Source organism: Kribbella sp. NPDC043289, assembly GCF_056436705.1.
Genome location: NZ_JBWKCB010000002.1, coordinates 136359 through 158589 on the forward strand (window position 1 = coordinate 136359; position 22231 = coordinate 158589).

At 69.2% G+C, this 22231-nt stretch carries 22 protein-coding genes; 12 read left to right on the top strand and 10 right to left on the bottom strand.

Annotated features, from left to right (window positions below):
* Window positions 1-11: 11 nt before the first annotated feature.
* Both AC0662_RS12500 and AC0662_RS12505 read right to left on the bottom strand, forming a co-directional pair.
* Window positions 12-368, bottom strand: coding sequence for a PucR family transcriptional regulator (locus AC0662_RS12500; RefSeq protein ID WP_478300410.1), 357 nt, complete (start codon window positions 366-368; stop codon window positions 12-14).
* Window positions 361-1230, bottom strand: coding sequence for an RsbRD N-terminal domain-containing protein (locus AC0662_RS12505; protein WP_478300412.1), 870 nt, complete (start codon window positions 1228-1230; stop codon window positions 361-363). The genes AC0662_RS12500 and AC0662_RS12505 overlap by 8 nt, the downstream gene beginning before the upstream one ends.
* A gap of 131 nt (window positions 1231-1361) precedes the next feature.
* Here AC0662_RS12505 and AC0662_RS12510 point away from each other — a divergent pair, with 131 nt between their 5' ends.
* Window positions 1362-2165 (top strand): SGNH/GDSL hydrolase family protein, encoded by an 804-nt coding sequence (locus AC0662_RS12510; RefSeq protein WP_478301913.1) that lies wholly within the window; start codon window positions 1362-1364, stop codon window positions 2163-2165.
* Between the two features lie 63 nt (window positions 2166-2228).
* On the opposite strand, the gene AC0662_RS12515 is transcribed toward AC0662_RS12510, so the two are convergent.
* Complete coding sequence (locus AC0662_RS12515; protein ID WP_478300414.1) at window positions 2229-5243, bottom strand: alpha-mannosidase; 3015 nt, start codon at window positions 5241-5243, stop codon at window positions 2229-2231.
* Window positions 5244-5435: 192 nt separating this feature from the next.
* Between AC0662_RS12515 and AC0662_RS12520 the strand changes: the two genes are divergently transcribed.
* Window positions 5436-6476, top strand: a complete 1041-nt coding sequence (locus tag AC0662_RS12520) for a TAXI family TRAP transporter solute-binding subunit (protein WP_478300416.1) — start codon at window positions 5436-5438, stop codon at window positions 6474-6476.
* Window positions 6477-6498: 22 nt separating this feature from the next.
* Here the strand turns inward: AC0662_RS12520 and AC0662_RS12525 are convergent, their stop codons facing one another.
* Window positions 6499-7839, bottom strand: coding sequence for a sensor histidine kinase (locus AC0662_RS12525; protein ID WP_478300418.1), 1341 nt, complete (start codon window positions 7837-7839; stop codon window positions 6499-6501).
* A 36-nt stretch (window positions 7840-7875) separates the two neighbouring features.
* Window positions 7876-8541, bottom strand: a complete 666-nt coding sequence (locus tag AC0662_RS12530) for a response regulator transcription factor (RefSeq protein WP_012918592.1) — start codon at window positions 8539-8541, stop codon at window positions 7876-7878.
* Window positions 8542-8659: 118 nt separating this feature from the next.
* On the opposite strand from AC0662_RS12530, the gene AC0662_RS12535 reads away from it, so the two are divergent.
* Both AC0662_RS12535 and AC0662_RS12540 read left to right on the top strand, forming a co-directional pair.
* Complete coding sequence (locus AC0662_RS12535) at window positions 8660-10660, top strand: TRAP transporter permease (protein ID WP_452204152.1); 2001 nt, start codon at window positions 8660-8662, stop codon at window positions 10658-10660.
* Window positions 10657-11634: a TAXI family TRAP transporter solute-binding subunit gene (locus tag AC0662_RS12540; protein WP_478300422.1), complete on the top strand. Its 978-nt coding sequence runs from the start codon at window positions 10657-10659 to the stop codon at window positions 11632-11634. Before AC0662_RS12535 ends, AC0662_RS12540 begins: the two co-directional genes overlap by 4 nt.
* A gap of 226 nt (window positions 11635-11860) precedes the next feature.
* On the opposite strand, the gene AC0662_RS12545 is transcribed toward AC0662_RS12540, so the two are convergent.
* The 3 genes from AC0662_RS12545 to AC0662_RS12555 form a co-directional block, all read right to left on the bottom strand.
* The gene (locus tag AC0662_RS12545; RefSeq protein ID WP_452204150.1) at window positions 11861-12514 is read right to left on the bottom strand and encodes a hypothetical protein; all 654 of its coding nucleotides are present in this window, start codon (window positions 12512-12514) and stop codon (window positions 11861-11863) included.
* A 192-nt stretch (window positions 12515-12706) separates the two neighbouring features.
* Window positions 12707-13744 carry an L-glyceraldehyde 3-phosphate reductase gene (mgrA, locus tag AC0662_RS12550; protein WP_478300424.1) on the bottom strand — a complete coding sequence of 346 codons (1038 nt, stop codon included), beginning with the start codon at window positions 13742-13744 and terminating at the stop codon, window positions 12707-12709.
* A 304-nt stretch (window positions 13745-14048) separates the two neighbouring features.
* Window positions 14049-15005: a phosphotransferase family protein gene (locus AC0662_RS12555; protein ID WP_452204148.1), complete on the bottom strand. Its 957-nt coding sequence runs from the start codon at window positions 15003-15005 to the stop codon at window positions 14049-14051.
* A 96-nt stretch (window positions 15006-15101) separates the two neighbouring features.
* Between AC0662_RS12555 and AC0662_RS12560 the strand changes: the two genes are divergently transcribed.
* The gene (locus AC0662_RS12560) at window positions 15102-15722 is read left to right on the top strand and encodes a flavin reductase family protein (protein ID WP_452204147.1); all 621 of its coding nucleotides are present in this window, start codon (window positions 15102-15104) and stop codon (window positions 15720-15722) included.
* Between the two features lie 170 nt (window positions 15723-15892).
* Here AC0662_RS12560 and AC0662_RS12565 read toward each other — a convergent pair whose 3' ends face one another.
* Window positions 15893-16837: a DUF1444 domain-containing protein gene (locus AC0662_RS12565; RefSeq protein WP_452204146.1), complete on the bottom strand. Its 945-nt coding sequence runs from the start codon at window positions 16835-16837 to the stop codon at window positions 15893-15895.
* A 185-nt stretch (window positions 16838-17022) separates the two neighbouring features.
* On the opposite strand from AC0662_RS12565, the gene AC0662_RS12570 reads away from it, so the two are divergent.
* Together AC0662_RS12570 and AC0662_RS12575 are read left to right on the top strand one after the other, a co-directional pair.
* On the top strand, window positions 17023-17586 hold the full coding sequence (locus AC0662_RS12570) for an acyl-CoA thioesterase (RefSeq protein WP_452204145.1): 564 nt from the start codon (window positions 17023-17025) through the stop codon (window positions 17584-17586).
* Window positions 17583-18245 carry a potassium channel family protein gene (locus AC0662_RS12575; protein ID WP_452204144.1) on the top strand — a complete coding sequence of 221 codons (663 nt, stop codon included), beginning with the start codon at window positions 17583-17585 and terminating at the stop codon, window positions 18243-18245. The genes AC0662_RS12570 and AC0662_RS12575 overlap by 4 nt, the downstream gene beginning before the upstream one ends.
* On the opposite strand, the gene AC0662_RS12580 is transcribed toward AC0662_RS12575, so the two are convergent.
* A complete protein-coding gene (locus tag AC0662_RS12580) occupies window positions 18242-18862 on the bottom strand; it encodes a TetR/AcrR family transcriptional regulator (protein WP_452204143.1) in 621 nt (206 codons plus the stop codon). The genes AC0662_RS12575 and AC0662_RS12580 overlap by 4 nt on opposite strands.
* 38 nt (window positions 18863-18900) lie before the next feature.
* Here AC0662_RS12580 and AC0662_RS12585 point away from each other — a divergent pair, with 38 nt between their 5' ends.
* The 5 genes from AC0662_RS12585 to AC0662_RS12605 are packed head-to-tail and all read left to right on the top strand — an operon-like array spanning window position 18901 to window position 22176.
* A complete protein-coding gene (locus AC0662_RS12585; RefSeq protein ID WP_478300427.1) occupies window positions 18901-19965 on the top strand; it encodes a DMT family transporter in 1065 nt (354 codons plus the stop codon).
* Window positions 19853-20266 (top strand): MarR family winged helix-turn-helix transcriptional regulator, encoded by a 414-nt coding sequence (locus AC0662_RS12590; RefSeq protein ID WP_478300429.1) that lies wholly within the window; start codon window positions 19853-19855, stop codon window positions 20264-20266. Before AC0662_RS12585 ends, AC0662_RS12590 begins: the two co-directional genes overlap by 113 nt.
* 1 nt (window position 20267) lies before the next feature.
* A complete protein-coding gene (locus tag AC0662_RS12595; RefSeq protein ID WP_478300431.1) occupies window positions 20268-21512 on the top strand; it encodes a glycoside hydrolase family 3 N-terminal domain-containing protein in 1245 nt (414 codons plus the stop codon).
* A complete protein-coding gene (locus AC0662_RS12600; protein ID WP_452204139.1) occupies window positions 21509-21859 on the top strand; it encodes a YidH family protein in 351 nt (116 codons plus the stop codon). Before AC0662_RS12595 ends, AC0662_RS12600 begins: the two co-directional genes overlap by 4 nt.
* 8 nt (window positions 21860-21867) lie before the next feature.
* A complete protein-coding gene (locus AC0662_RS12605) occupies window positions 21868-22176 on the top strand; it encodes a DUF202 domain-containing protein (protein WP_452204138.1) in 309 nt (102 codons plus the stop codon).
* The last annotated feature ends 55 nt before the right edge of the window (window positions 22177-22231 follow it).

Below are 22231 nucleotides of genomic sequence, written 5' to 3' on the forward strand. Positions count from 1 at the left end.
CGCACGCTACGTCAGCCGGGTGAACACCGGGCATCGAACGCGACAAGGGCCGCGACGATCCGCGGCAGCTGGTCATCGCGCACCGGATCGAGCCCGGTCAGCCGGCCGACCTGACGGAGCCGGTAGTCGACGGTGTTGGTGTGGACGTGCAGGTCGGCGGCAGTCTGCCGGCGGTTGCGTGCGTTCCCGAGGTAGCACCGCAGCGTGGCCATCAGGTCCTGGCGATCCGCGAGCGGCGCGAGCATGGTCGCCAACCGGTCGCGCGCCGGGCCGGGGCGGCTCAGTTGGTACTCCAGCAAGAGATCGTCCAGCTCGTACACCCCAGGCGGGCGTCGATGCGTCCGTACGACGTCCAGCAGTTCACGCACCAGCCCGACGCCTGCAGGCACCTCGCGAGGTACGACGTTCGTCGCGGCGACCGTGATGTCGACACCGGCCACCCGACTCAACCGCCCACGCAGATCGTCCAGGTTTGCAGAGGTTGTCGGTAGCAGCGCCACACCGCCGTCGGGAGACAGCGTCGACAGGGCGCCGGCGAGGCGGTCCAGTTTCCATCCGGATCCGCCGGAGCTTGCGGCGGGCAACGATCTGAGGGTCGACGCCGGGGCGGCTCTCATCGGGATGCGGCCCGATCGCGAGACCGAGGACGACGTACTCCGGTGGTAGTCGCACGCCCGCGAGCCCGGCGGACTCGTCGATCGGGCGACCGTCTAGCAACGCCGCGAGGACTGACTGGCGGGTGGCCTGGTCCTCGCCCGCGATCGACTGGCGTTCCTCGAAATAGCTGGCCGACACCACGGCGGTGACGCGCTGCAGGAAGTCCAGGATCAGCCGGTTGAGTGCGATCGCGTCCGCCAGTTCGTCCGGCCGGAACGTCGTCGCCACGTGATCCGCGCAGACCCGCCCGCCCAGGTGGTACGCCGCGAGCAACGCCTCCAGCGGAACGCCTTCCTCGGCCCGCCGCGTCGCCGACTCCCGCAACGGATCAAGCGCGTCTCCGGTCGGAACCACACCGGTCCGGAAGGTCTCTCCGAACGCGCGCAGCGTCCGCTCGGTGATCCGCCGGATGTCGCCCTGCAGCTCTTCGTCGGGCAATTGCGCGTAGAGCGGGATGTCCGCGACCAGCCGGCGCAGTACGGCGTCGACCAGCGGACCGAGGTCGGCGCGCAGGATCTGGTGCACCGGAACACCGCCGGATCGCAGCTCCTTGTGATCCGTCACAACGATCACCCCTCGAAGTCTGGGCCTCGCCCTAGCGACCGGCAGGTGCTTTGGGGCCGAACATTACTACTCAAAGGTAGTGACCGATCGGCAGCGAAGGGTAATGACGGATGAGACGAGGTGTCCTGCTGGCACTAGGGGTGCTCTTGACAGGGTTGGTGAGCGGCCCGGCCACGGCGCAGGCAGACGGGCCGTTGGAGTACGTCGCACTCGGCGACTCGTCCGCGGCCGGGCCACTGATCCCGCCGCAGGTCGACGTACCGTGCCTGCGTTCCGGCGTGAACTATCCACACATCGCGGCCGCGCAGCTCGGTGCCCGGCTCTCGGACGTGACCTGCTCCGGTGCGGTCATCCCGGACTTCACCGGGAAGCAGTTCGGGTTCGAGCCACCGCAGTACGACGCTCTGAAGCCGACGACCGACCTGGTGACGGTCGCCATCGGCGGGAACGACACCGGGCTGGTGTCCGCGGCGCTGAGTTGTCTCAACCTGCTCCCGCCACCGGCCGGCACGTCCTGCAAGGCACGGTTCACGGCCGGCGGGCAGGACCAGTTGGCTGCTCGCATCGACGCGACCGCCGCGACGTTCGGTCAGGCGCTGGACCGGATCCGCGAACTGGCGCCGCATGCGCGCGTCCTGGTGACCGGCTACGGCACCTACATCCGCCCGAACGGCTGCTACCCGCAGATCCCCGTCTGGCCGGTCGACGCCAACTACCTGCAGTCCACCATCGACCGCCTCAACACCATGCTCGCCACCCAGGCGGCCGCACACGGTGCGCAGTACGTCGACCTTCGCTCCCCGAGCGTCGGCCATGACGCCTGCGCCCCGATCAGCCAACGCTGGCTGGAAGGTCTGGTCCCCACCTCGGCCGCCGCGCCACTCCACCCCAGCGCCCGCGGCATGCAGGCCTTCGGCGCCCTCGTGGCCTCCGCAGCTCGCTGACCCCTAACAACAGACGAGGACCTCGGACAGGCAATTGCCTGTCCGAGGTCCTCGGTGGGTGTATCAGGAGCGCTTGAACCGCAGCGTCAGGATCTGGAACGGCCGGAGCTCGAAGCTCACACCGTTGTCCGTCAGCTCACGGTCGGCCAGCTGCCGCTCGAGCAGGTCGACCTCGGTCACCGACGCCGCCTGGAAGGACGGCGTGACGGTGGCGCGGGAGCGGCCGCCGCTCGACTCGTACAGGCGGACGACGACGTCACCCGACTGGTCGTCGGCCAGCTTCAGCGCCTCGACGATCACGTTGTCGTTGTCGACAGCAACGATCGGCGCGACGCCCTCGGCACCGGTGACGAGGCGCTCCGGCAGGTTGATCCGGTAGCCCTCCTCGATCGCCTCGCCGATCCCGGCACCGACGACGAGCGCGTGGTTCACCACGTGCACGCCCTGGTCGGTCTGCGGGTCGGGGAACCGCGGCGCCCGGATCAGCGACGTGCGGATGGTGGTCGTGGTGCCACCGTCCTCGCGCGCGGTCCGGTTGATGTCGTGCCCGTACGTCGAGTCGTTGACCACGGCCACGCCGTACCCCGCCTCGGCGACGTGCACCCAGCGGTGCGCCGCGATCTCGAACTTCGCCGCGTCCCACGAGGTGTTCTGGTGGGTCGGCCGGAAGATGTGCCCGAACTGCGTCTCGGACGCCGAACGGTCCGCGTGCACGTCGACCGGGTACGCCGCCTTGAGGAACTTCTCGGTCTCGTGCCAGTCCATCTCGGTCTCGATGTCGACCCGCTTGGTGCCCGGAAGCACCCGCAGCGTCTGCGTGACGGTGGACCGGCCGAAGGACCGCTTCACCACCACGACCGCCTCGTCGTCAGCGGTGCTGAAGTCGACGCTGTCGACCTCGGTGACGTCGCGGACGTTGTTCTTGTAGAACGAGTCGACGTCCCACGCGTCCCAGTGGTTCGGGGTGTCCACGTGCAGCTGCAGAAGGTTGCCCGCGGCACCTGGTGCGATGACCTCGCGCTGCGCCTCGACGTCGTACAGCGAGGTGATCAGACCGCGCTCGTCGATGGTGACCCGGATCAGGCCGTTGTCGATGACGCCGTTCTCGACGGTGACCGCCTGGCCCGCGGTGGTCGCGACGCCCGCGCCGAGACCGGCGATGCCGTTGCGGCCGTGCGGCGCGGCGTTGAAGACGATCTGCTCCGAGCCCTCGCCGGCCAGCGCCTGCTGTGCGCGGGAGATGATCGCGTCCAGTTCGTCGGCGATCTTCGCGTACGTCCGCTCCGCCTCGCGGTGCACCCACGAGATCGAGGAGCCCGGCAGGATGTCGTGGAACTGGTGCAGCAGCGCCACCTTCCACAGCCGGTCCAGGTCCTCGTACGGGTAGGCGTCGAGCTTGCCCGCGACGACCGCCGCGGCGCTCCACAGCTCGGCCTCGCGGAGCAGGTGCTCGGTGCGCCGGTTGCCCTGCTTGGTCTTGGCCTGCGAGGTGTACGTCGCCCGGTGGATCTCCAGGTACAGCTCACCGGACCAGACCGGCGCGTGCTCGCTGTACTCCTCCTCGGCGGCGCTGAAGAACTCGGTCGGGGACTCGATGGTCACCTTCGGCGAGGACTCCAGGTTCGCCACTCGGCGGGCGGTCGCGACGAACTCGCGGGTGGGGCCGCCACCGCCGTCGCCGTACCCGAACGGGACCAGCGAGCGGGTCGCGGCGCCGTTCTCCTGGAAGTTCCGCTGCGCGTGCGCCAGCTCACGACCCGACAGGTCGGAGTTGTAGGTGTCGATCGGCGGGAAGTGCGTGAACACCCGGGTGCCGTCGAGACCCTCCCACCAGAACGTGTGGTGCGGGAACTTGTTCTCCTTGTTCCAGGAGATCTTCTGGGTCAGGAACCACTTCGAGCCGGACAGCTTCACCAGCTGCGGCAGCGCCGCGGTGTAGCCGAACGAGTCCGGCAGCCAGACTTCCTGGGTGTCGATCCCGTACTCGTCCAGGAAGAACTTCTTGCCGTGCACGAACTGCCGGGCCAGCGCCTCGCTGCCGGGCAGGTTGGTGTCGGACTCGACCCACATGCCGCCCACCGGGACGATGGTGCCCTCGGCGACGGCCTTCTTCAGCCGCTCCCAGACCTCCGGGTAGTTGTCCTTCACCCAGGCGTGCTGCTGGGCCTGCGAGAACGCGAAGACCAGCTCCGGGTACTCCTCGGCCAGGGTGGCGACGTTCGACACCGTGCGGGCCACCTTGCGGCGGGTCTCGCGCAGCGGCCACAGCCACGCCGAGTCGATGTGCGCGTGCCCGACCGCGGACAGCTGGTGCGCGCTGGCGTGCGCCGGACGGCTGAGTACGTCGGTCAGCTGCGCGCGGGCGTCCGCGGCGGTGCCGGCCACGTTCTCGTAGTCCAGGGCGTCCAGCGCGCGGCTCAGCGCGCGGAGGATCTCGCGGCGGCGCGGCTCCTGCGGGGACAGCTCCTTCTGCAGGCCGTCGAGCGACTCGAGGTCCAGGATCAGGTCCCACACCTCGGCGTTGAAGACCGCCAGGTCGGCGCGGGTGAGCTGGTAGATCGGGGTCTCACCGAGCTTGGCGCCGATGTCGACCTTGGCGTAGGCGTTGTCGAGCGGGATCTCCGGGTTCGCCGCGCCCTCGACGTAGAACTCGATCCGGTCGCCCGGCGTGGCCGCCGTACCGTCCGGGCCGAGGATCGACAGCGGGGCGTAGGTCTGCCGCGGGTGCAGGCCCTTCAGCGGCTTGCCGGAGGTGGTGTGCACCAGGCCCTCGGCGGAGAAGCCCGGGCCGCCGCTGAAGCCGAGGTCGATGACGGCCTCGATCTCGCGACCTGCCCACTCGGCCGGCACCTGGCCGCTGAACTTGAACCACGCGGTACCCCAGGCCGGACCCCACGGCAGGCCGATCTCGGCCTTCTCGAAGGTCTGGGACAGGGCCTCGGCGGGGGACACCGGCTCACCGGGTGCGTGCCACACCTCGATGTCCAGCGGGACGGCCGCGCCGTAGATCGCGGGGCGGAGCCGCTCCCGCAGGGCGCGCTTGAGCCGCTCCTCGATGAGTTGACGGTCGTCGTGCACGAAATCATCCTCCGGGAAAGGTTCCTCACGCGGCCGCTACGGCCGCACGGATGACAACGCTGTCACACCGACCCCACACCCGTCCAGACGCAGTTTCACCATGATCCCGGGCCTTACCTGTGGGTAGCGGTTCGATTGCGGGCTGCCCGCGCGGCTACCCCCGAGGCCCGGTTGTTGTCTAGGTTGTCCTGCATGGAACGCCCCCGCCTGCTGACCCCTGCCCGGACGACCGGGATGACGCGGCGCAGCATCCTCGGTCTCGGTGCCGCCGCGACGTCCGGCCTGCTGCTGCCCGGCTGCTCCCGTGGCCGCGCCGACGAGCCCGCTCCGGCCGCCGCCGGCACCTTCGTGACCGGCAACCTGAACGGCGTCTACGACGAGTTCGGTACGGCGCTGTGCGGGCTGGTGAGCGAAGTCACGGGCATGGAGCTGAAGCCAGTGGCCAGCAACGGCTCGGTGGACAACCTGGTGAAGGTCGCCGCCGGCGCCGCGGACCTCGGCTTCTGTACGTCGGACACCGCGCTGGCGGCGTACGAGGGCAGCGGCGCGTTCAGCAACGGACCGCGGAAGTTCACCGCGCTGGCCCGGGTGTACGACAACTACGTGCACGTCGTGGTCCCGATGGCGTCGAAGGCGAAGAGCCTCTCGGACCTGAACCCGGACCCGAAGGACCAGACCGGCCAGAAGATGGTCGTCAGCGTCGGACCGCCGCACTCCGGGACGCAGGTCGTCGCGGACCGGATCCTGGACACCGCCGGGGTGGACGTGAAACGCGTCAACCTGACGCTGGAGCAGTCGGTGGCCGCGCTGATCCCCAAGGAGGGCGCCACCCGTGGCGCGATCGACGCGTTCATCTGGAGCGGCGGCATCCCGACCAAGCCGATCGCCGCGCTGCAGAGCACGATCGGGTTCCGGTTGCTGGACATCGGGAACGTGGCCCAGAAGATCGCGCTGAAGGAGTTCGGCGGGTTCGTGGTGTCGTCGATCCCGCCGTCGCAGTACGGGCTGGCCAGCTCGGTGCCGACGCTGGCGGTGCCGAACTATCTGATCGCGACGCCGAAGTTGTCGGACTCGTGGGCCTGGTGGACGGTCAACACCCTGTTCCGCCGGCAGAACGACCTGATCAAGGACCACCCGGAAGCGGGTGCGCTGGACCCGCGGTCGGCGATCGCCACGATGCCGGTCCCGCTGCACCCCGCGGCGGCACGCTGGTACCGCCAGAACCACATCTGAAGCGGGTCCGGGGACCCGCCGCTCAGACGTCGTAGTCGTCGATCAGCGGGACGCGGACCTCGATCACCAGGCCGCCACCGATCGGTGGGCGGGCCACCACCCGGCCGCCGACCCGCGCGGCCTCCGAGCGGACGATCGCGAGCCCGAGACCGGTGCCCGGCATCTCCCGGTGGTGCGCGCTGCGCCAGAACCGCTCGCCGACCTTCTTCAGGTCCCGCGAGCCGAGTCCCAGACCGTGGTCGCGCACCGACATCACCACTTCGGTGCCGTCCCGGGTGACCGAGACCTCCACCGGCGGCGCGCCGTACTTGGACGCGTTGTCGAGCAGTACATCGAGGATGTCGTCGACCTCGAGCTCGGGCGCGACCCCACCCGGGACCATCTCGCCGATGATCAGCTCCAGGTCGTCGGCGGCGTACACGGCCTTCCAGCCGACCAGCCGCTCCTTGACCGCCTGCGCGAGGTCCAGCGGCGCTTCGTTGCCTTCGGCATCGGCCGACGGGCGGTCCGAGCCGGCCAGCCGGGACAGCCGCTGGACGATCCGGCCCAGCCGGTCGATGTCGCTGAGCGCGAACCGCGCGGTCGGCGACAGCCGGGACAGGCCCTCGATGTGGATCCGGGCCGAGGTCAGCGGCGTCCGCAGCTGGTGCGACGCGTCCGCGACGAACTCCCGCTCACGCTGCCGGGCCTGGTGCAGGCTGAGCGCCATCGAGTTGAAGCTGTCGCCGAGCCGGCGCAGCTCCGGCGCGCGGCCGTCGGTCGACACCCGGGTGTCGAGGGCGCCGCGGGTGATCTGGTGGGTGGCGTTGTCGAGGTCCTGCAGCGGCCGCAGCACCCAGCGGGTGATCGGCCGGACGATACCGACGATGATCGCGCCGATGCTGATCAGCAGGCCGCCCAGCAGCAGCAGTAGGCCCCGCTGCACCTGGTCGCGGGCGCTGTCCGTCGGCACCCGCAGTACGGCGGCACCGAGCACGCTGCCGTTGTTCACGACCGGGCGGGAGACGATCATCTCGCCCGAGCGCCACGGCCACAGCGCCGGCGGCTCGGGTGGCAGCCGGCCGGCCAGCGTGCTGTGCAGGGCCGCGGCGATGTCCTCTTCCTTGACGTCGACACCGGACACCGAGGTGGCGATGACGCGGGAGTCGACGTCGACGACGAAGACAGGGGTGTTGTAGAGCTCCTGGTACCGGACCGCGAGCTCACGCAGGTTCGCGATGTCGCCGGTCTGCAACGGGGACTCCGCCATCGTGGCGAACCAGTCCGCGTCGTTGCTGCGGGACAGGAAGAGGGTTCGCGACGTACTCGTGGCGATGAAGTTCGCCAGCGGGATCACGGCGACGATCGCCAGGGCGACGACCATCGGGACGAGGGGCTGCAGTAGTCGACGGCGCAACGGTCAGTCCGAACCGAGGCGGTAGCCGACGCCGCGGATGGTCTGCACCAGTTCGGGGCGGCCGAGCTTGGCCCGCAGGCTGGCGACGTGGACGTCCATGGTGCGCGAGGACGCCTCGAAGACCGACTGCCAGGCGTACAGCGCGACCTGTTCACGGGGGACCACCCGGCCGTGGTGAGCGGCCAGCACTGCGAGCACGTCGAACTCCTTGCGGGTCAGGCTGATGGGCTTGTCCGCCACCTGCACCGTCCGGGCCTCGATATCGACGGTCAGGTCGCCGACAGTCACCCGGGGGCGGGGTTGGAGGAGACCGGTACGACGAAGTACAGCATCGATGCGGGCCAGCAGCTCGGAAATCGCGAACGGTTTCACCACGTAGTCGTCGGCGCCGCTGCGCAGCCCGCGCACCCGGTCGGCCGCCTCGCCCCGCGCGGTCACCGCGATCACCGGGACGTCGGACACCGTACGGATCTGCCGGCACACGTTGATGCCGTCCCCGTCCGGCAGCCCGAGGTCCAGCAGGACCAGGTCGCCGGGGTCCGCCGCCAGGGCGTCCGCGGCCGTCCTGACGTGCGTGACCATCAGGCCGTAGCGCCGCAAGGCGGGTATCAGGGCATTGGCGATATCGAGATCGTCCTCGACCAGCAGAATCCGCACCGCGCCACTCATGCGGTGATCGTAGGCCAGGTCACGACCAGATGTGTCAGATCTTGGTAAAGACGTAATCACACGACTCCACCCAGTGTTCGGCATCATTAGCCTTCCGGACACAGGAGGGAACCGCTAGATGACTGTGGGTGTTGATGGCGGGGGTGGTGCAGCCGCGCCCTCCGAGGAAGAGCTGGCCGAGTACGAGCAGGAACGGCCCGCTCGGCGGCTTCGGCCTGCCCTGGACCTGGTGATTTCGGTCTGGTGCGCAATCATCAGCGTCGGCGTCCTCGCGCAGGTGTTTTTCCCATTACCACAAGGCACCCAGTTCTACCTGGTGATCTTTCTCGCAGCGGTTCTGCCGATCACCTTGCTGTGCTATCGCGGTATCCCGGGCCGCCGGCGCGCCCATGACGATCCGGGCGTCCTCGACTGGGTCCTCGCCGCGCTCGCGCTGGCGGTGTGCGTCTACCCGCTGTTCGACTTCGACGGCTTTCTCGAGCGCCGGCAGGCCCCGACCGCGTTGGACGTCGTCGCGGGGGCGATCCTGCTCGTCCTGCTGCTCGAGGCATGCCGTCGCACCACTGGCTGGGTCTTGCCGGTGTTCAGCCTGGTGTTCATCGCGTACGCGTACTACGGCGGCTACCTGCCCTACACCTGGTCGCTGGCCCACCAAGGGTTCAACTTCGACGCGATCATCGCCCAGTTCACGATGGGTACGGCGGGGTTCTACGGGACACCGTTGAGCGTTGCGGCGTCGTACATCGTGCTGTTCACCATCTACGGCGCGGTGCTCGACTACTCGGGCGCCGGCAAGTTCTTCATCGAACTGTCGTTCGCGGCCTTCAAACGCAGCCGTACGGCGCCCGGCCGGACGGTCACGCTGGCGGGCTTCCTGCTCGGCAGCGTGTCGGGATCCGGTACGGCGACCGCGGTGTCGCTCGGCACCGTGTCGTGGCCGATCCTGCGCCGCGCAGGCTATCCGCCCGAACCGGCAGGCGGAATGCTTGCCGCGTCCGGGATCGGGGCGATCCTGTCGCCGCCGACGCTCGGCGCGGCTGCGTTCATCATCGCGGAGTTCCTGCAGGTGTCGTACCTGAAGGTCCTCGGGTTCGCGGTGATCCCGACGATCCTCTACTACCTCGGGATCCTGCTCGCGATCGAGATCGACGCCCGCAAGCACGGGACGACGTCGGCGGAGACCTCGCAGCAGTCCGCGTGGCGGTTGTTCGTGCGGTTCGGGTACCACTTCCTCTCGCTGTTCGTGATCATCGCGTTCATGGCGGTCGACGTACCGCCGTTCAAGGCCGTCGTCTACGCGGTGATCATCCAGTTCGGTCTGTCGTTCCTGGACAAGGAGCACCGGCTGACCGGCCGGCCGCTGTTCAAGGCGCTTGCCCAGGGCACCCGTTCGGTGCTGCCGGTGGCCGCGACCTGCGCGACCGCGGGCGTGATCGTCGCGGTCACCACGCAGACCGGGCTCGGGCTGAACCTCGCCGAGATCATCGTCAACGCGGCGAAGGGGCTGACCGACAACCACACCGTGGTGCTGATCCTGACCGTGGTGCTGTCCGCGCTCGCGGTGCTGATCCTCGGACTCGCGGTGCCGGTGACCGCCTCGTTCATCATCGCGGCGGTGATCATCTCGCCGGCGCTGGTGAACCTCGGGGTCACGCAGCCCGAGGCGTACATGTTCATCTTCTACTACGCCGTGCTGTCCGAGGTGTCGCCGCCGACCGCGCTGGCCGCGGTCGCGACTGCCGCGATCACTGGTGGCAAGGTGATGCCGACGATGTGGCAAGCGTGGAAGTACACGCTGCCCGCGTTCCTGGTGCCGTTCGCGTTCGTGCTCACCGACAACGGGTCGCACCTGCTCGGTCAGGGATCGTTCGTCGGGATGGTGTGGACGACGCTGGTGTCGATGCTGGCCGTCGCCGCGCTCGCCGTGGTGACCGGTGGCTGGGTCTTCGTCCGGGCGACCTGGGTCGAACGCGCGGTCTGCGTACCGGCCGCCGCGTTGCTGCTCTACCTCGCGCCCGTAACCATCACGGCCGGAATCTGTTTGCTACTTGTCGCCGTCGTCATCAACCTGGTCCGGCGGCAACGCCAGACCGTTGCCGAGGAAGGAACCGCTGGATGAGATTCCGTCGCCTCCCGACCGCCGCGGTGGCGCTCGTCGCCGTCGCCGCCCTGACCGCCTGTGGTGGTCAGCGCGAACCGTCCGGATCCGGATCGGCCTCCGGTGGCCGGCTGACGATCGCCACCGGCAACACGACCGGCGTGTACTACCAGCTCGGCGGCGCGCTGGCCTCGGTGATCTCGCAGAAGGTCTCCGGGTACCGCGCGACGGCCAGCGAGACCGGTGCCTCGGTGCAGAACATCCAAGGACTGGTCGCGGGCAACTACGACATCGCGTTCTCGCTCGGCGACTCGGCCTCGGACGCGGTCAAGGGTGAGAACAGCTTCAAGGCGAAGCAGGACGTGGTGGCGCTGACCCGGCTGTACAACAACTACACGCAGGTCGCGGTCCGGACGTCCGCCGGGATCAACTCGATCGCGGACCTGAAGGGCAAACGGGTCTCGACCGGTTCGCCGAACTCCGGCACCGAGGTGATCGCGCACCGGCTGCTCGAGTCGGCGGGACTGGACCCGGCGAAGGACGTGACGGCGCAGCGGCTCGGGCTGCCGGAGTCGGTGGACGCGATGAAGTCCGGCTCGATCGACGCGCTGGTCTGGTCCGGCGGGCTGCCGACCGGCGGCATCACCGACCTGGTCACCAGCATGGGCAAGGGCGTGAAACTCTTGCCGCTCGCCGATCTGCTGCCCAAAATGCAGGAGAGGTACGGCACGATCTATGCCCAGGCACCGATCCCGGCGGCGACGTACAAGCAGCCGGCCGATGTCGCGACGATCGTCGTGCCGAACGTCCTGCTGGTCCGCAAGGACATGAAGGACGAGCTGGCGGAGCAGTTGACGAAGACCATCTACGACAACAAGGACGCTCTGGTCGCGGTGAACGCGGCCGCGAAGGGCATCACGCTGGAGAATGCCGACCAGACCGATCCGGTGCCGTTGCACCCGGGCGCGAAGAAGGCGATCGACGGCTTGCGCTGATCGACAGGGTTATCGCATGGGTACCGGGTAAACGGGCCGATCGGTGACCAGCACCCAGACCGTCCTCTCTCGCACACCAGGCGCAGCGGGGGAGGACGAAGGGCCCGCCTCCGCACACCAGGCGCAGCGGCGGCGGGACCCACGCCGGCCCCACATCCAGGCGCAGTGAGAGCCGGCAGAACGGGCCCGGCCCCGGCGGAGGCATCCGCCGGGGCCGAGTCCTTGTCTAGTGCGGTTCCTCCTCGCGCGGCATCGGGGTGCCGTACAGGTAGTGCGACAGTGCGGAGTCCCGCTTCGGGTGCGCGTGGTACTTGATCGGTACGACGCGTCCCTCGGCGCTGTCCCAGGCGTTGTCGGCCATCCGCCACATCCGGTGCGCCATCCGACCGGCCATGCCGGTGTGCGGTGAGGACGGGTGCGTGCGGGTCGGCGCGATCTCCTCGGCCTCCAGCAGGTCCTCGGTCAGCGCGTTCACGTCGGAGCCGTCGAGCTGCTCGGAGATGTCCCGGCTGTACGCCGCTTCCATCGTCTCGTGCTCGGCGAGCAGCTTGTCGATGTGCTGCCACAGGTCGGCGTGATGGAGATGCAGGAACCTGCTGTCGCCGTACTGCCGTCCCTTGAGGTAGCGCAGCAGGCGTTCCAGTTCCTTGGCGTTGCCGACGTACCTGGTGACCAGGAACTCGCCGTCGGGGAGGTGCCGGACGTGCGGGAGGAGCACGTCTTCCGCGGCGGCCAGGTGCTGCGCGGCGATGGCGTAGAACCAGTCGGTCTGATGCCGCTGAGCGGGATGCACGGCATCCGGGTGGTGCGCCGGCCCGGCCAGCTCGCGGATCCGGGCGTGTTCGTAAGTCAGGGCCAGTTCGAGCGTCGAAGCGGTCATGGCAACCACCTCCTGGGGTTATTCCCAGCGTGTGCCCATCCCGGGCGGTCCGCAACCACCTCACCGCGCTCCGTAATCCTCCGGTCATAGCCCGCAGACGGTCATGGCCCCGCAGGCGGTCATGGCCCCGCAGACGCGGAGGCGCCCGCCACAGGTCGTGGCGGGCGCCTCAGAACGGCGGGTGCGTGCGGGTCAGCTGTCCGAGCTCTTCTTCCAGAGGTTGATCCCGGCCTCGACCGCGTCGGCGTCGATGGCCTCGAGCTCCTCCTCGGAGAACTTCAGGTTCCGGACCGTGGCCAGGTTGTCCTCGAGCTGGGCGACGCTGGAGGCGCCGATCAGCGCGCTGGTCACGCGGTCGTCGCGCAGCGTCCAGGCGAGCGCAAGCTGCGCCACGGACTGGCCGCGCTGCTTCGCGATCTCGGCCAGCGCGCGGACGTGCTTGAGGGTGTCCTCGGTGAGCGAGTCCGGGTTCAGCGACTTGCCCTGCGCGGCCCGCGAGTCGGCCGGGATGCTGCCGTCCAGGTACCGGTTGGTGAGCACGCCCTGCGCCAGCGGCGAGAACGCGATCACGCCGACGCCGAGGTCACCGACGGCGTCCAGCAGGTCCTCCTCGATCCACCGGTTCAGCATCGAGTACGACGGCTGGTGGATGAGCAGCGGCGTACCCATCTCCGCCAGGATCCGCGCCGCCTCCCGGGTCCGATCGGCGGAGTACGACGAGATGCCGGCGTACAGCGCCTTGCCCGAGCGGACCGCCGTGTCGAGCGCACCCATCGTCTCCTCGAGCGGGGTGTCGGGGTCGAAACGGTGCGAGTAGAAGATGTCGACGTAGTCCAGGCCCATCCGGCTCAGCGACTGGTCGAGCGAGGCGAGCACGTACTTCCGCGAGCCGCCGCCCTGACCGTACGGGCCCGGCCACATGTCGTACCCGGCCTTGCTCGAGATGATCAGCTCGTCGCGGTACGGCTTGAAATCGCGCGCGAAGTGCGTCCCGAAGTTCGTCTCGGCCGACCCGTACGGCGGGCCGTAGTTGTTCGCCAGGTCGAAGTGCGTGACGCCGAGGTCGAACGCCCGCCGCAGGATGTCGCGCTGCGTCGCGAACGGCTTGTCGTCGCCGAAGTTGTGCCACAGCCCGAGCGAGATCGCCGGCAGTTTCAGCCCGCTCCGCCCGGTCCGCCGGTAGCTCATCTGGTCGTCGTACCGGTTCTCAGCCGCCACATAATCAGTCACGGAACCCCAGTCTGCCGCATGTCACAACAAGTGCAAACCCCCTTGTTTTCCAGCAGAAACCCCAGCACTGACACCAAGAGCCTGACCTTCTTGATCCGGGGCGCGGTCGGCATCCCCGGCCCGAGCGAGGTTCCCGGCTCGGGCGAGGTTCCCGGCTCGGGTGAGATGCCCGGCCCGGGGCGAGATCACCCGGCCCCGGGTGAGATCCCCAGCTCGAGCGAGATCCCGGCTTGGGCGAGATCCCGGCTCGGGTGCGGTCCCCGGCTCGAGCGTGATCCCCGGTTCGGGTGAGATCGCCGGCTCGCTAGGTGAGGCCGGACCAGGGCGCCGGCGGGTTGGTGGTGAAGAAGTGCAGGATGCTGAGCAGCCGGCTGGCGGGCGGGGCCGTCCAGTGCCGCTGACCGGGCCACGGGTCGGCGGTGACCTTCCCGACGGCCCAGGCGAGGTGGAACCAGAGGACAGCGGCGCACAGCTGCTCCTCCGACTCGCGTGACGCTGCGTGCCCGACGTACTCCGGGACGAGCCCGGCGACCTGGATCAGCGGCAGCTTGGCGAACTCCATCGCGCGCGGCGCCCACGCGGCGTCACCCCAGTCGATCAACGCGCGGAGCTCGTTCGCCGGTCCGGCGAGAAGGTTGTGGCCGGCAACGTCCCCGTGGATCAGCACCTTCGGCTCGCTGTCGTCGATCCGCTCCGCGAGCCGACTGAACCATCCGCTCAGCCACTTCGCCGTCCCCGCATCCACATACCCACCGGTCGCCAGCTCGTCGACCGTCCGCCAAGGATCACCCCAGCCGTCCTCCGGCACCCCCGGGATCTCCGCCGCGAGCCGGGCACCGCCGTCTGCTGCCGGTCCTGGGATCTCCGCTGGGCGCCGAGCCCTGCCGTCCGCTGCCGGCTTCCGCTCGATCTGGTGCAGTCGGGCGAGTTGTTCGGCCAGCCCGGTTGGTGCGTCGGTGGGCTCGGTGCCGTGTACGCGCTCCATCACCACGTATCGCGAGTCGACGAGGCGCCTGCTGTCGTCGTACTCGATGATCGCCGGGGTCAGTACCCCGACGGAACGGGCGGCTGGTACGACGTGGGTCTCCTTCAGCAGATCGGCCTCGTATCCCGGCCGCGACACCCGCAGGAACAGCTCCTCGCCGAGCACGAACGCGCGGTTGGCGACCCCGCCGGCGACCTCGCTCACCTGCCCGGGATCGACGCCGTGCCGCTTGGCCACAGCGATCGCCTGGTCCAGGAAGTCGTACTGCTCGCCCAAACCATCTCTCCGTCGAACGCTGGGTACGTAGGAAACGCCGGCCGGATCCGCGAGGCGGCTGATGGCGGCGCTCCACGAGTTTGATGTACTGCGGGCGTGCGTGTCGATGTGAATCCGGACAGCGTCGGGCGACGGGAGTTCTACGCGCTGCTGAACTCGGTGGTCGTGCCGCGACCGATCGCGTGGGTGTCGAGCCGATCGGCCGCCGGCGTGCTGAACCTCGCGCCACACTCGTTCTTCACCGTGGCCAGCGTGCAGCCGCCGATGGTGCAGTTCACCTCGGTCGGGCGCAAGGACAGCCTGAACAACGTCGAGGCGACCGGTGAGTTCGTGGTGAACTTCGCTGCGGAGCCGCTGTACGAGCAGGTGAACGCTTCCGGGACGAACTTCCCGCCCGAGGTCTCGGAGTTCGCGGCAATCGGCGTCACCACCGAACCGTCCCGAACGGTCGCCGTACCGCGGGTCGCGGAGTCGCCGGTGGCGATCGAGTGCACGCTGCACACCACGATCGAGCTCGGCGACTGCACGCTCGTGATCGGGCAGGTCCGGCACATCGCCGTCGACGCCGCCGTCCTGGACGGTGACCACCCGGAGATCCGCCGGCTCCGCCCGCTCGCCCGGCTCGGCAAGGACGAGTGGACGACCCTCGGCGAGGTCCGCTCGATCTCCCGCATCCGCTACTCGGACTGGCCCGGCCACTTCACACCTCCCGAATAGTTGCTCACAGCACCTGTCACCACAGCACCTGTTGTCACCCGCGCCTGTCGTCACCCCACGTGTCGGCACCGCACCAGTGGCCACCGCACGAGTCGGCGCCGCACGGGTCGGCGCAGCGCCTGCCATCACCGCGCGAGTCGCCACCGCGCCTCTTGGCACCGCATCTGTTGTCACCGGGCTGCCTCTCGGGTGGCGAGGATCTTTGTGAGGGACTCGAGTTCGTGGGAGAGGCGCAACGGTGCGTGGTCGAGGGACACGGTCGTCGCCGGGTGCCAGCGGAAGTCCGGGGTCACGAGGTAGACGTCCGGCGACAGGGGGCCGGGGTCGCGGGAGTGGCAGCGGGCTGCGACGTTCAGGAGGAGGCCGAGGGCCGGGATGACCGAGAGGTCCTCGATCACGTGCAGCAGCAGGGTGTCCCGGGCCGGGACGGCGGCGAGTACGCCGTACGGCGCGTGCTCCACGTGGAGCGAGTCGCGGAGCACGGTGTCGAGCACGAGCGCACGGGAGGCAGCGAAGGCTGAACCGGTGACGAAGGTGACGCGTAGGTCGTCGTGGTCGACGGACTCCACGTGGTCCTCGAGGCGGCGGAGGTTCGCCAGCCCGAAGCACTCGGCATCCGACCAGGTCAGCCCCAGGTCGGCGGGCTCGAGGAACATCGTCACGATGCCGTCGTCAGCCGTGGACGGGACGGACAGTAGGCCGGGCACGAAGTCGGGACGGTCCGCCGTCCAGTCCGGCGGCAGTGACTCGCGGGGCACGAGTCGTTGGATCAGCTCCCGCTCAGGATCGGCAGGCGGCGGCACCGGGCCCGCGCTGAGTTGCTCGACGAGGTGACCGAAATGCTCCGCGATCAGCTCCGGCCAGCGATCCTCGCCGAACCTGGCCAGGATGCGGGCGAGATTGCTCAACCCGAGCACCGGCCCGCTCGCGGACGGATCGCTCGGCACCAGTGCCGCTCCGCCCTGGTAGGTGACGGCGAGGCCGAGGTCGGCCGCCGTGGCCAGCGCGAGTCGCACGAGCCACATCGCCTGGCGCCGGGAGAGTGGAGTGAACTCCGGATCGGCGTGGCCGGAGTTGTTGCCTTGGGCATGTTCGGTGGGGACGTCGAGGGTCATCGCGGGCCTCCCTGATCGGCAGCGGCTGCAGAAGTCGGCAGAGAAGGTACGAGGATCGGCCTCCGCCGAACGCCCGAATCCGAACCTGTGGACAACCTCGACGGGTACGCTGCGCAGACCCCGGCCAGACCCGACCTGGTCCCGACACGCCCCCAACACGCCCACAGGCGCCCGAAGGAGCCCGCATGTCCAGCAGTCCGTCGTCGCGGCCGACCTCCGAGACCCGGCTCTCGCTGTCGCACATCACCGCGCAGAACGAGACGAACCTGCTCGGCACCGTGCACGGCGGCGTGATCATGACGCTGGTCGACTCGGCGGCGGGCGTGGTCGCGGCGCGGCACTCGGGTGGTCCCGCGGTCACCGCGTCGATGGACGAGATGGTGTTCCTGGTCCCGGTGCGGGTCGGCGACGTCGTGCACTTCAGCGCGCAGGTGAACTGGACCGGCCGCAGTTCGATGGAGGTCGGCGTACGGATCACCGCTGATCGCTGGGACGCGGTGGGTCCGGAGGTACACGTCGCGTCGGCGTACCTGGTGTTCGTGGCGGTCGACGCGGAGGGGAAGCCGCGCGAGGTGCCGCAGGTGGATCCGGTGACGGACGAGGACCGCCGGCGGCTGCGCGAGGCCGAGATCCGGCGGAGCCACCGCCTGGCCCGCCGCGCCGCGATCATCGCCTCCCGCGAGGAAACAGCACCGACCGAGGAAACAGCAGAAATCGAGGACGCCGTACCGGCAAGGGGCGCGCGGTGAAGGTCGTCGAGTATGCCCGGCGGAACCCGTCGGCCGTCCTGCTCGTGGTCCAGCTGCTGGGCGTGCTGGTCTACCCCGCGATGGAAGGATCACGGCCCGGCCGGGTCGCGTTCGAGATCCTCGGCATCGTCGTTCTCGTGCTCGCGGTGTTCTCCGTCCGCGCCACCCCAGGCCTCACCTGGATCAGCATCTGCCTAGGGATCCCGGCGGTCGTGCTCTCGGTGCTCGACGCGTTCAACCCGACCGAGCCGGTGGTCGCGATCTCCGGCGTCCTGCACGCCGCCTTCTACTTCTACGCGGCGTACTGCCTGCTCCGCTACATGCTCTCCGACCACGACGTCAGCGTCGACGAACTCTTCGCGACCGGCGCCACGTTCACGCTGGTGGCCTGGGGATTCGCCTACCTGTACGTGTTCGTGCAGGCCGTCGTCCCCGGCAGCTTCACCGCGGCCGTTGCCCCGGCCAACGACCGTACCTGGATGGAGCTGCTCTTCCTAAGCTTCACGACGCTGTCCAGCACCGGCCTGAGCGACATCGTCCCGATCACGTCCTGGGGTCGCTCGGTCGTCATGCTCGAACAACTCGCCGGCCTCGGGTACGTCGCCATGGTCGTGTCCCGCCTCGTCGGCCTGACCCTCACCAAGCGCACCAGCTCCTAGGCCCGCGGCCACCCGGCCAGCAGATCGGCGGCCGCCCGCGCCGCGACCTCGGGCGCATCGGTCATCGCCGCCACTCGGTAACTCACGAGCGCTCCCTCGTGCAGCAGCAGCAACCGATCGGCGAGCTCATGGGGATCCGCGAGCCCCGCCGCCGTGGCCTGCGCCGCGAACTCGGACCGCATCCACTGCTTCTGCCCCACGATCACCGGCATCGCCGGATGGTCCGGCGCCGCCAGCTCCACGCTCGCGTTGATGAACCCGCACCCGTTCCGCGAGCCGGCCAGCCAGTCCGTCAGCGCCGCGAACAGCGCCAGGATCACCTCTTCCGGCGTCGCCGGTCGCCGCTGCGCGAGCTGCTCGTCGAGGAACTGGTGCCAGACCCGGTTCCGCTCCTCGAGGTACGCCGCGATCAGGCGGTCCTTCGACCCGAACCGGTCGTACAGCGTCTTCTTGGTCACGTCCGCGGCCGCGGCGATCGCATCGACGCCGACAGTCCGGATCCCCTGCTCGTAGAACAGGGTCGACGCGGCCGTCAGGATGCGCTCGCCGGCGGGGGTCAGCCGGGGCGCCGCGGCCACATCGCGATCCACGATCAGTCTCATCTGCTGGTCGAGCATACTGACAGTATACCGACCGGTGTGGTTACTGTCTCGCTATGACCAAACAGCGGGTGCTCGCCCTGGCTGCCGGAGCCGGGTTCGTCGTGTTCTGGAGCTGCGGCTTCATCGGTGCTCGGTGGGGCACGGAGTACACCTCCGCGTTCGATCTGCTCGCCTGGCGGTTCCTGGTCGCGGGGGTGATCGGAGTCGTGATCCTCGCGATCCGCCGGCCACGCATCTCCCGCCGGGACCTCGTGTCGCAGGTGTGGATGGCGTTCCTCACCCAGTTCGTCTACCTGGGCCTGATCTTCACCGGCATCGACCACGGCATCACGGCGGGCGTGACCGCGCTGATCGGATCGCTCCAGCCGTTGCTGATCGCGACGGTCGCGGGCCCGTTGCTCGGCGAGCGGGTCAATCGGCGTCAGTGGTTCGGATTGGTTCTCGGACTCTCCGGCGTCGGTCTGGTCGTCGCCGACGACCTCAGCGCCGGCCATGGGTCACCGCTGCTGTTCCTGGTCCCGATCGGCGGTCTGCTCGGCTTGGTCGCTGGCACCTGCCTGGATCGTCGTCGAAAGCCGAGCACAAGCTCACTGGACGCACTCGCGATCCAGAGCCTGACATCCGCAGTCCTCTTCACCGCACTGGCCGCAGCGACCAACCAACTGACGGTGCCTGAGCAGCCAGGCTTCTACGGAGCCGTCCTCTGGCTGGTGCTCTTGGCGACCGGAGGTGGTTGGGGTCTGTACCTCGTGAACCTCAAGCTGTCCGGTGCGACCAGGATCAGCGCGCTGCTCTACCTGGTCCCGCCGACCACGATGGTGTTCGCGTTCCTGTTCTTCCACGAGACGATCGGTGCACTGGCCGTCGTCGGCATGCTGGTGTGTGCCAGCGCCGTACTGCTGATCCGGGTCGGTGAACAAGTACGCTGCGGGGATGGCGGAACCCCGGTGGCTGAACCAGACAGAAGCGCAGGCGTGGCGTGCGTACATCGCGGCGCAGCGAGTGGTGAGCGGCCGGATCGAGCAGCAACTGCAACGCGACGCCGGAATTCCGCACACGTACTACGAGATCCTCGTCCGACTGTCCGAGGCGCCCGCCAACCGGCTGCGGATGAGTGAACTAGCGGTCGCCACTCTCGGTTCCCGCAGCCGGCTCTCGCACGCGGTCAACCGGCTCGAGCAGAACGGCTGGGTGAAGCGCGAGGGCATCGAGTCCGACCGCCGCGGCCAGGTCGCGATCCTCACCGAACTCGGCCGGCAGAAGCTGATCGACACCGCCCCCGGCCACGTCGACGAGGTCCGCAAGTCGATCTTCGACGCCCTCACCCCGGAGCAGGTCGAGCAGTTGTACGACGTTTGCGCGACGCTGGCCCGGCACTCGGGCGACACCATCGACCGAGCGGCCTGGGAGCGAAACTGAGATGAGGCGCCCGGTCGCGCTCCTTGCGCTGACTGCCCTCGCCCTGGCCGGCTGTAGCGGCAACGACTCACCGACCGCGGGACCGAGCACCGCTCCGTCCTCGACGGTCCCGACAACCGAAGAATCCAGCCTGCCCGTCCAGACTCCGACCGAGAGTGCCACCCCGCGCGCGACGCCGTCGCCGAGCAAGCCGCCGACCAAGGCACCCAGCTGTGTCGACCAGAAGCTGCAAGCGCTGACCCTGCGCGAACAGGCCGCCCAGCTGATCATGACCGGTGTCGACGCGAGTGGCATGAGCTCCGCACAGCGGGCCGTCGTACAGGAGCAGAAGCCCGGCAGTGTCTTCCTGGTCGGCAAGAGTGGCGGTCTCGCGCACACCCGTACGGCGACGGCCGCAATGACGACTGCTGCCACGGTGAAGGGGGTGCGTCCGCTGATCGCCGCGGATCAGGAGGGCGGCCAGATCCAGCGTCTGAAGGGTCCTGGTTTCGACCGGATTCCCGCGGCAACGGTGCAAGGTGGTTGGTCCAGTTCCAAGCTCACCGTGGAGGCGCGGCAGTGGGGCAGTCAGCTCAAGCAGGCCGGTGTCACCGTCGACCTCGCGCCGGTGGCTGACGTCGTACCGAGTTCGCTGAAGTCGCAGAACGCGCCGATCGGGCAGCTGGACCGTGAGTACGGCAGCACGCCGCAGGTCGCTGGGCAGGGCGTGCGGGCGTTCGTCCAGGGGATGCGCCAGGCGGGCGTGGCGACGTCGGTCAAGCACTTCCCGGGGCTCGGGCGGGTGCGCGGCAACACCGACTTCGCGTCGGGTGTCGTCGACAACGTCACGGTGCGCGGTGACGCCGACCTGCAGCCGTTCGCCGACGGGATCGCGGCCGGTACGTCGATGGTGATGATCTCGACCGTGACGTACACCAAGATCGACCCGGACAACCGCGCGGTGTTCTCGCCGACCGTCATTCAGGGCATGGTGCGCGGCGACCTCGGCTGGCGCGGCGTCGTGATCACCGACGACGTGGGCGCGGCCGCCGAGGTCGCGTCGGTCCCGGCCGGTGAGCGCGCGACCCGGTTCGTCGCGGCCGGCGGCGACGTCGTCATCAACGCCAAGGCCGGGCTGACCGAGACCATGGTGAACGCCCTGGTCGACAAGGCGGGGGAGGACAAGTCCTTCGCCGCGAAGCTGACAGGTAGCGTGCGGCGTGTGCTGACCCTCAAACAGGACCATGGTCTGGTGAGCTGCGGATGACCGACGCGGACCAGGATCACGAGCAGGAGCCGGACTACCGCTTCACCCTGGCGAACGAGCGCACGTATCTGGCGTACCTGCGGACCTCGCTCGCCTGCTACGCCGGTGGCCTGTCCGCGGTGCAGTTCCTCGACCTGGGCCCCGACCGCTGGCCGGCTCGGGTGATCGGCGTCATTCTGGTTTGTGCCGGTATCGTGACCACCGGCGGGGCCTTCCGCCGCTGGCAGCAGAACCTGACCGCGATCCGCCGCGGCGGCGCGCTCCCGGTGACCCGGCTGCCGCTGATGCTGGGGGCAACGATCGCCGTCGTGGGCCTGGTCGGCCTGCTGTTCTCCCTCTGGCGCTGACTGTGGCGATGAGCACACCGGATCCCGGCCGGCAGCCCGAGCGGACGCTGCTCGCGTGGCGGCGTACGGCGCTCGGCCTGATCGCCAACGGAGCCCTCCTGCTTGCCTCCGGCCACGGCTCGTCCGACGTCCGGACCGGTCTCGGGATCGTCGTTCTGGTGCTCTCCATGGGCTGCTGGACCGCTGTCAGCGCCGTCTACCGGCGGACCAAGGGCGGAGCGGTGCATGCCCTCGGCCACCAGCACGTGCTCCGGGTCGCGGCCGGTCTGGTGCTCGTCGTCGGCCTCTTCGACCTGTACGCCGTCATCACGCGCTGAAACCGATCGGTTACCCGTTGTGGACCGCTTGACTGGCAAGTTCATCACGACGCGC

What these genes read in the sequence shown, in the direction of transcription:
- AC0662_RS12520 (WP_478300416.1), top strand. Translation starts at nt 5,436, where the DNA reads ATGGAACGCCCCCGCCTGCTGACCCCTGCCCGGACGACCGGGATGACG.
- AC0662_RS12525 (WP_478300418.1), bottom strand. Translation starts at nt 7,839, where the DNA reads ATGGTCGTCGCCCTGGCGATCGTCGCCGTGATCCCGCTGGCGAACTTC.
- AC0662_RS12530 (WP_012918592.1), bottom strand. Translation starts at nt 8,541, where the DNA reads ATGAGTGGCGCGGTGCGGATTCTGCTGGTCGAGGACGATCTCGATATC.
- AC0662_RS12535 (WP_452204152.1), top strand. Translation starts at nt 8,660, where the DNA reads ATGACTGTGGGTGTTGATGGCGGGGGTGGTGCAGCCGCGCCCTCCGAG.
- AC0662_RS12540 (WP_478300422.1), top strand. Translation starts at nt 10,657, where the DNA reads ATGAGATTCCGTCGCCTCCCGACCGCCGCGGTGGCGCTCGTCGCCGTC.
- AC0662_RS12545 (WP_452204150.1), bottom strand. Translation starts at nt 12,514, where the DNA reads ATGACCGCTTCGACGCTCGAACTGGCCCTGACTTACGAACACGCCCGG.
- AC0662_RS12565 (WP_452204146.1), bottom strand. Translation starts at nt 16,837, where the DNA reads ATGACCCTCGACGTCCCCACCGAACATGCCCAAGGCAACAACTCCGGC.
- AC0662_RS12570 (WP_452204145.1), top strand. Translation starts at nt 17,023, where the DNA reads ATGTCCAGCAGTCCGTCGTCGCGGCCGACCTCCGAGACCCGGCTCTCG.
- AC0662_RS12580 (WP_452204143.1), bottom strand. Translation starts at nt 18,862, where the DNA reads ATGCTCGACCAGCAGATGAGACTGATCGTGGATCGCGATGTGGCCGCG.
- AC0662_RS12585 (WP_478300427.1), top strand. Translation starts at nt 18,901, where the DNA reads ATGACCAAACAGCGGGTGCTCGCCCTGGCTGCCGGAGCCGGGTTCGTC.
- AC0662_RS12595 (WP_478300431.1), top strand. Translation starts at nt 20,268, where the DNA reads ATGAGGCGCCCGGTCGCGCTCCTTGCGCTGACTGCCCTCGCCCTGGCC.
- AC0662_RS12600 (WP_452204139.1), top strand. Translation starts at nt 21,509, where the DNA reads ATGACCGACGCGGACCAGGATCACGAGCAGGAGCCGGACTACCGCTTC.
- AC0662_RS12605 (WP_452204138.1), top strand. Translation starts at nt 21,868, where the DNA reads ATGAGCACACCGGATCCCGGCCGGCAGCCCGAGCGGACGCTGCTCGCG.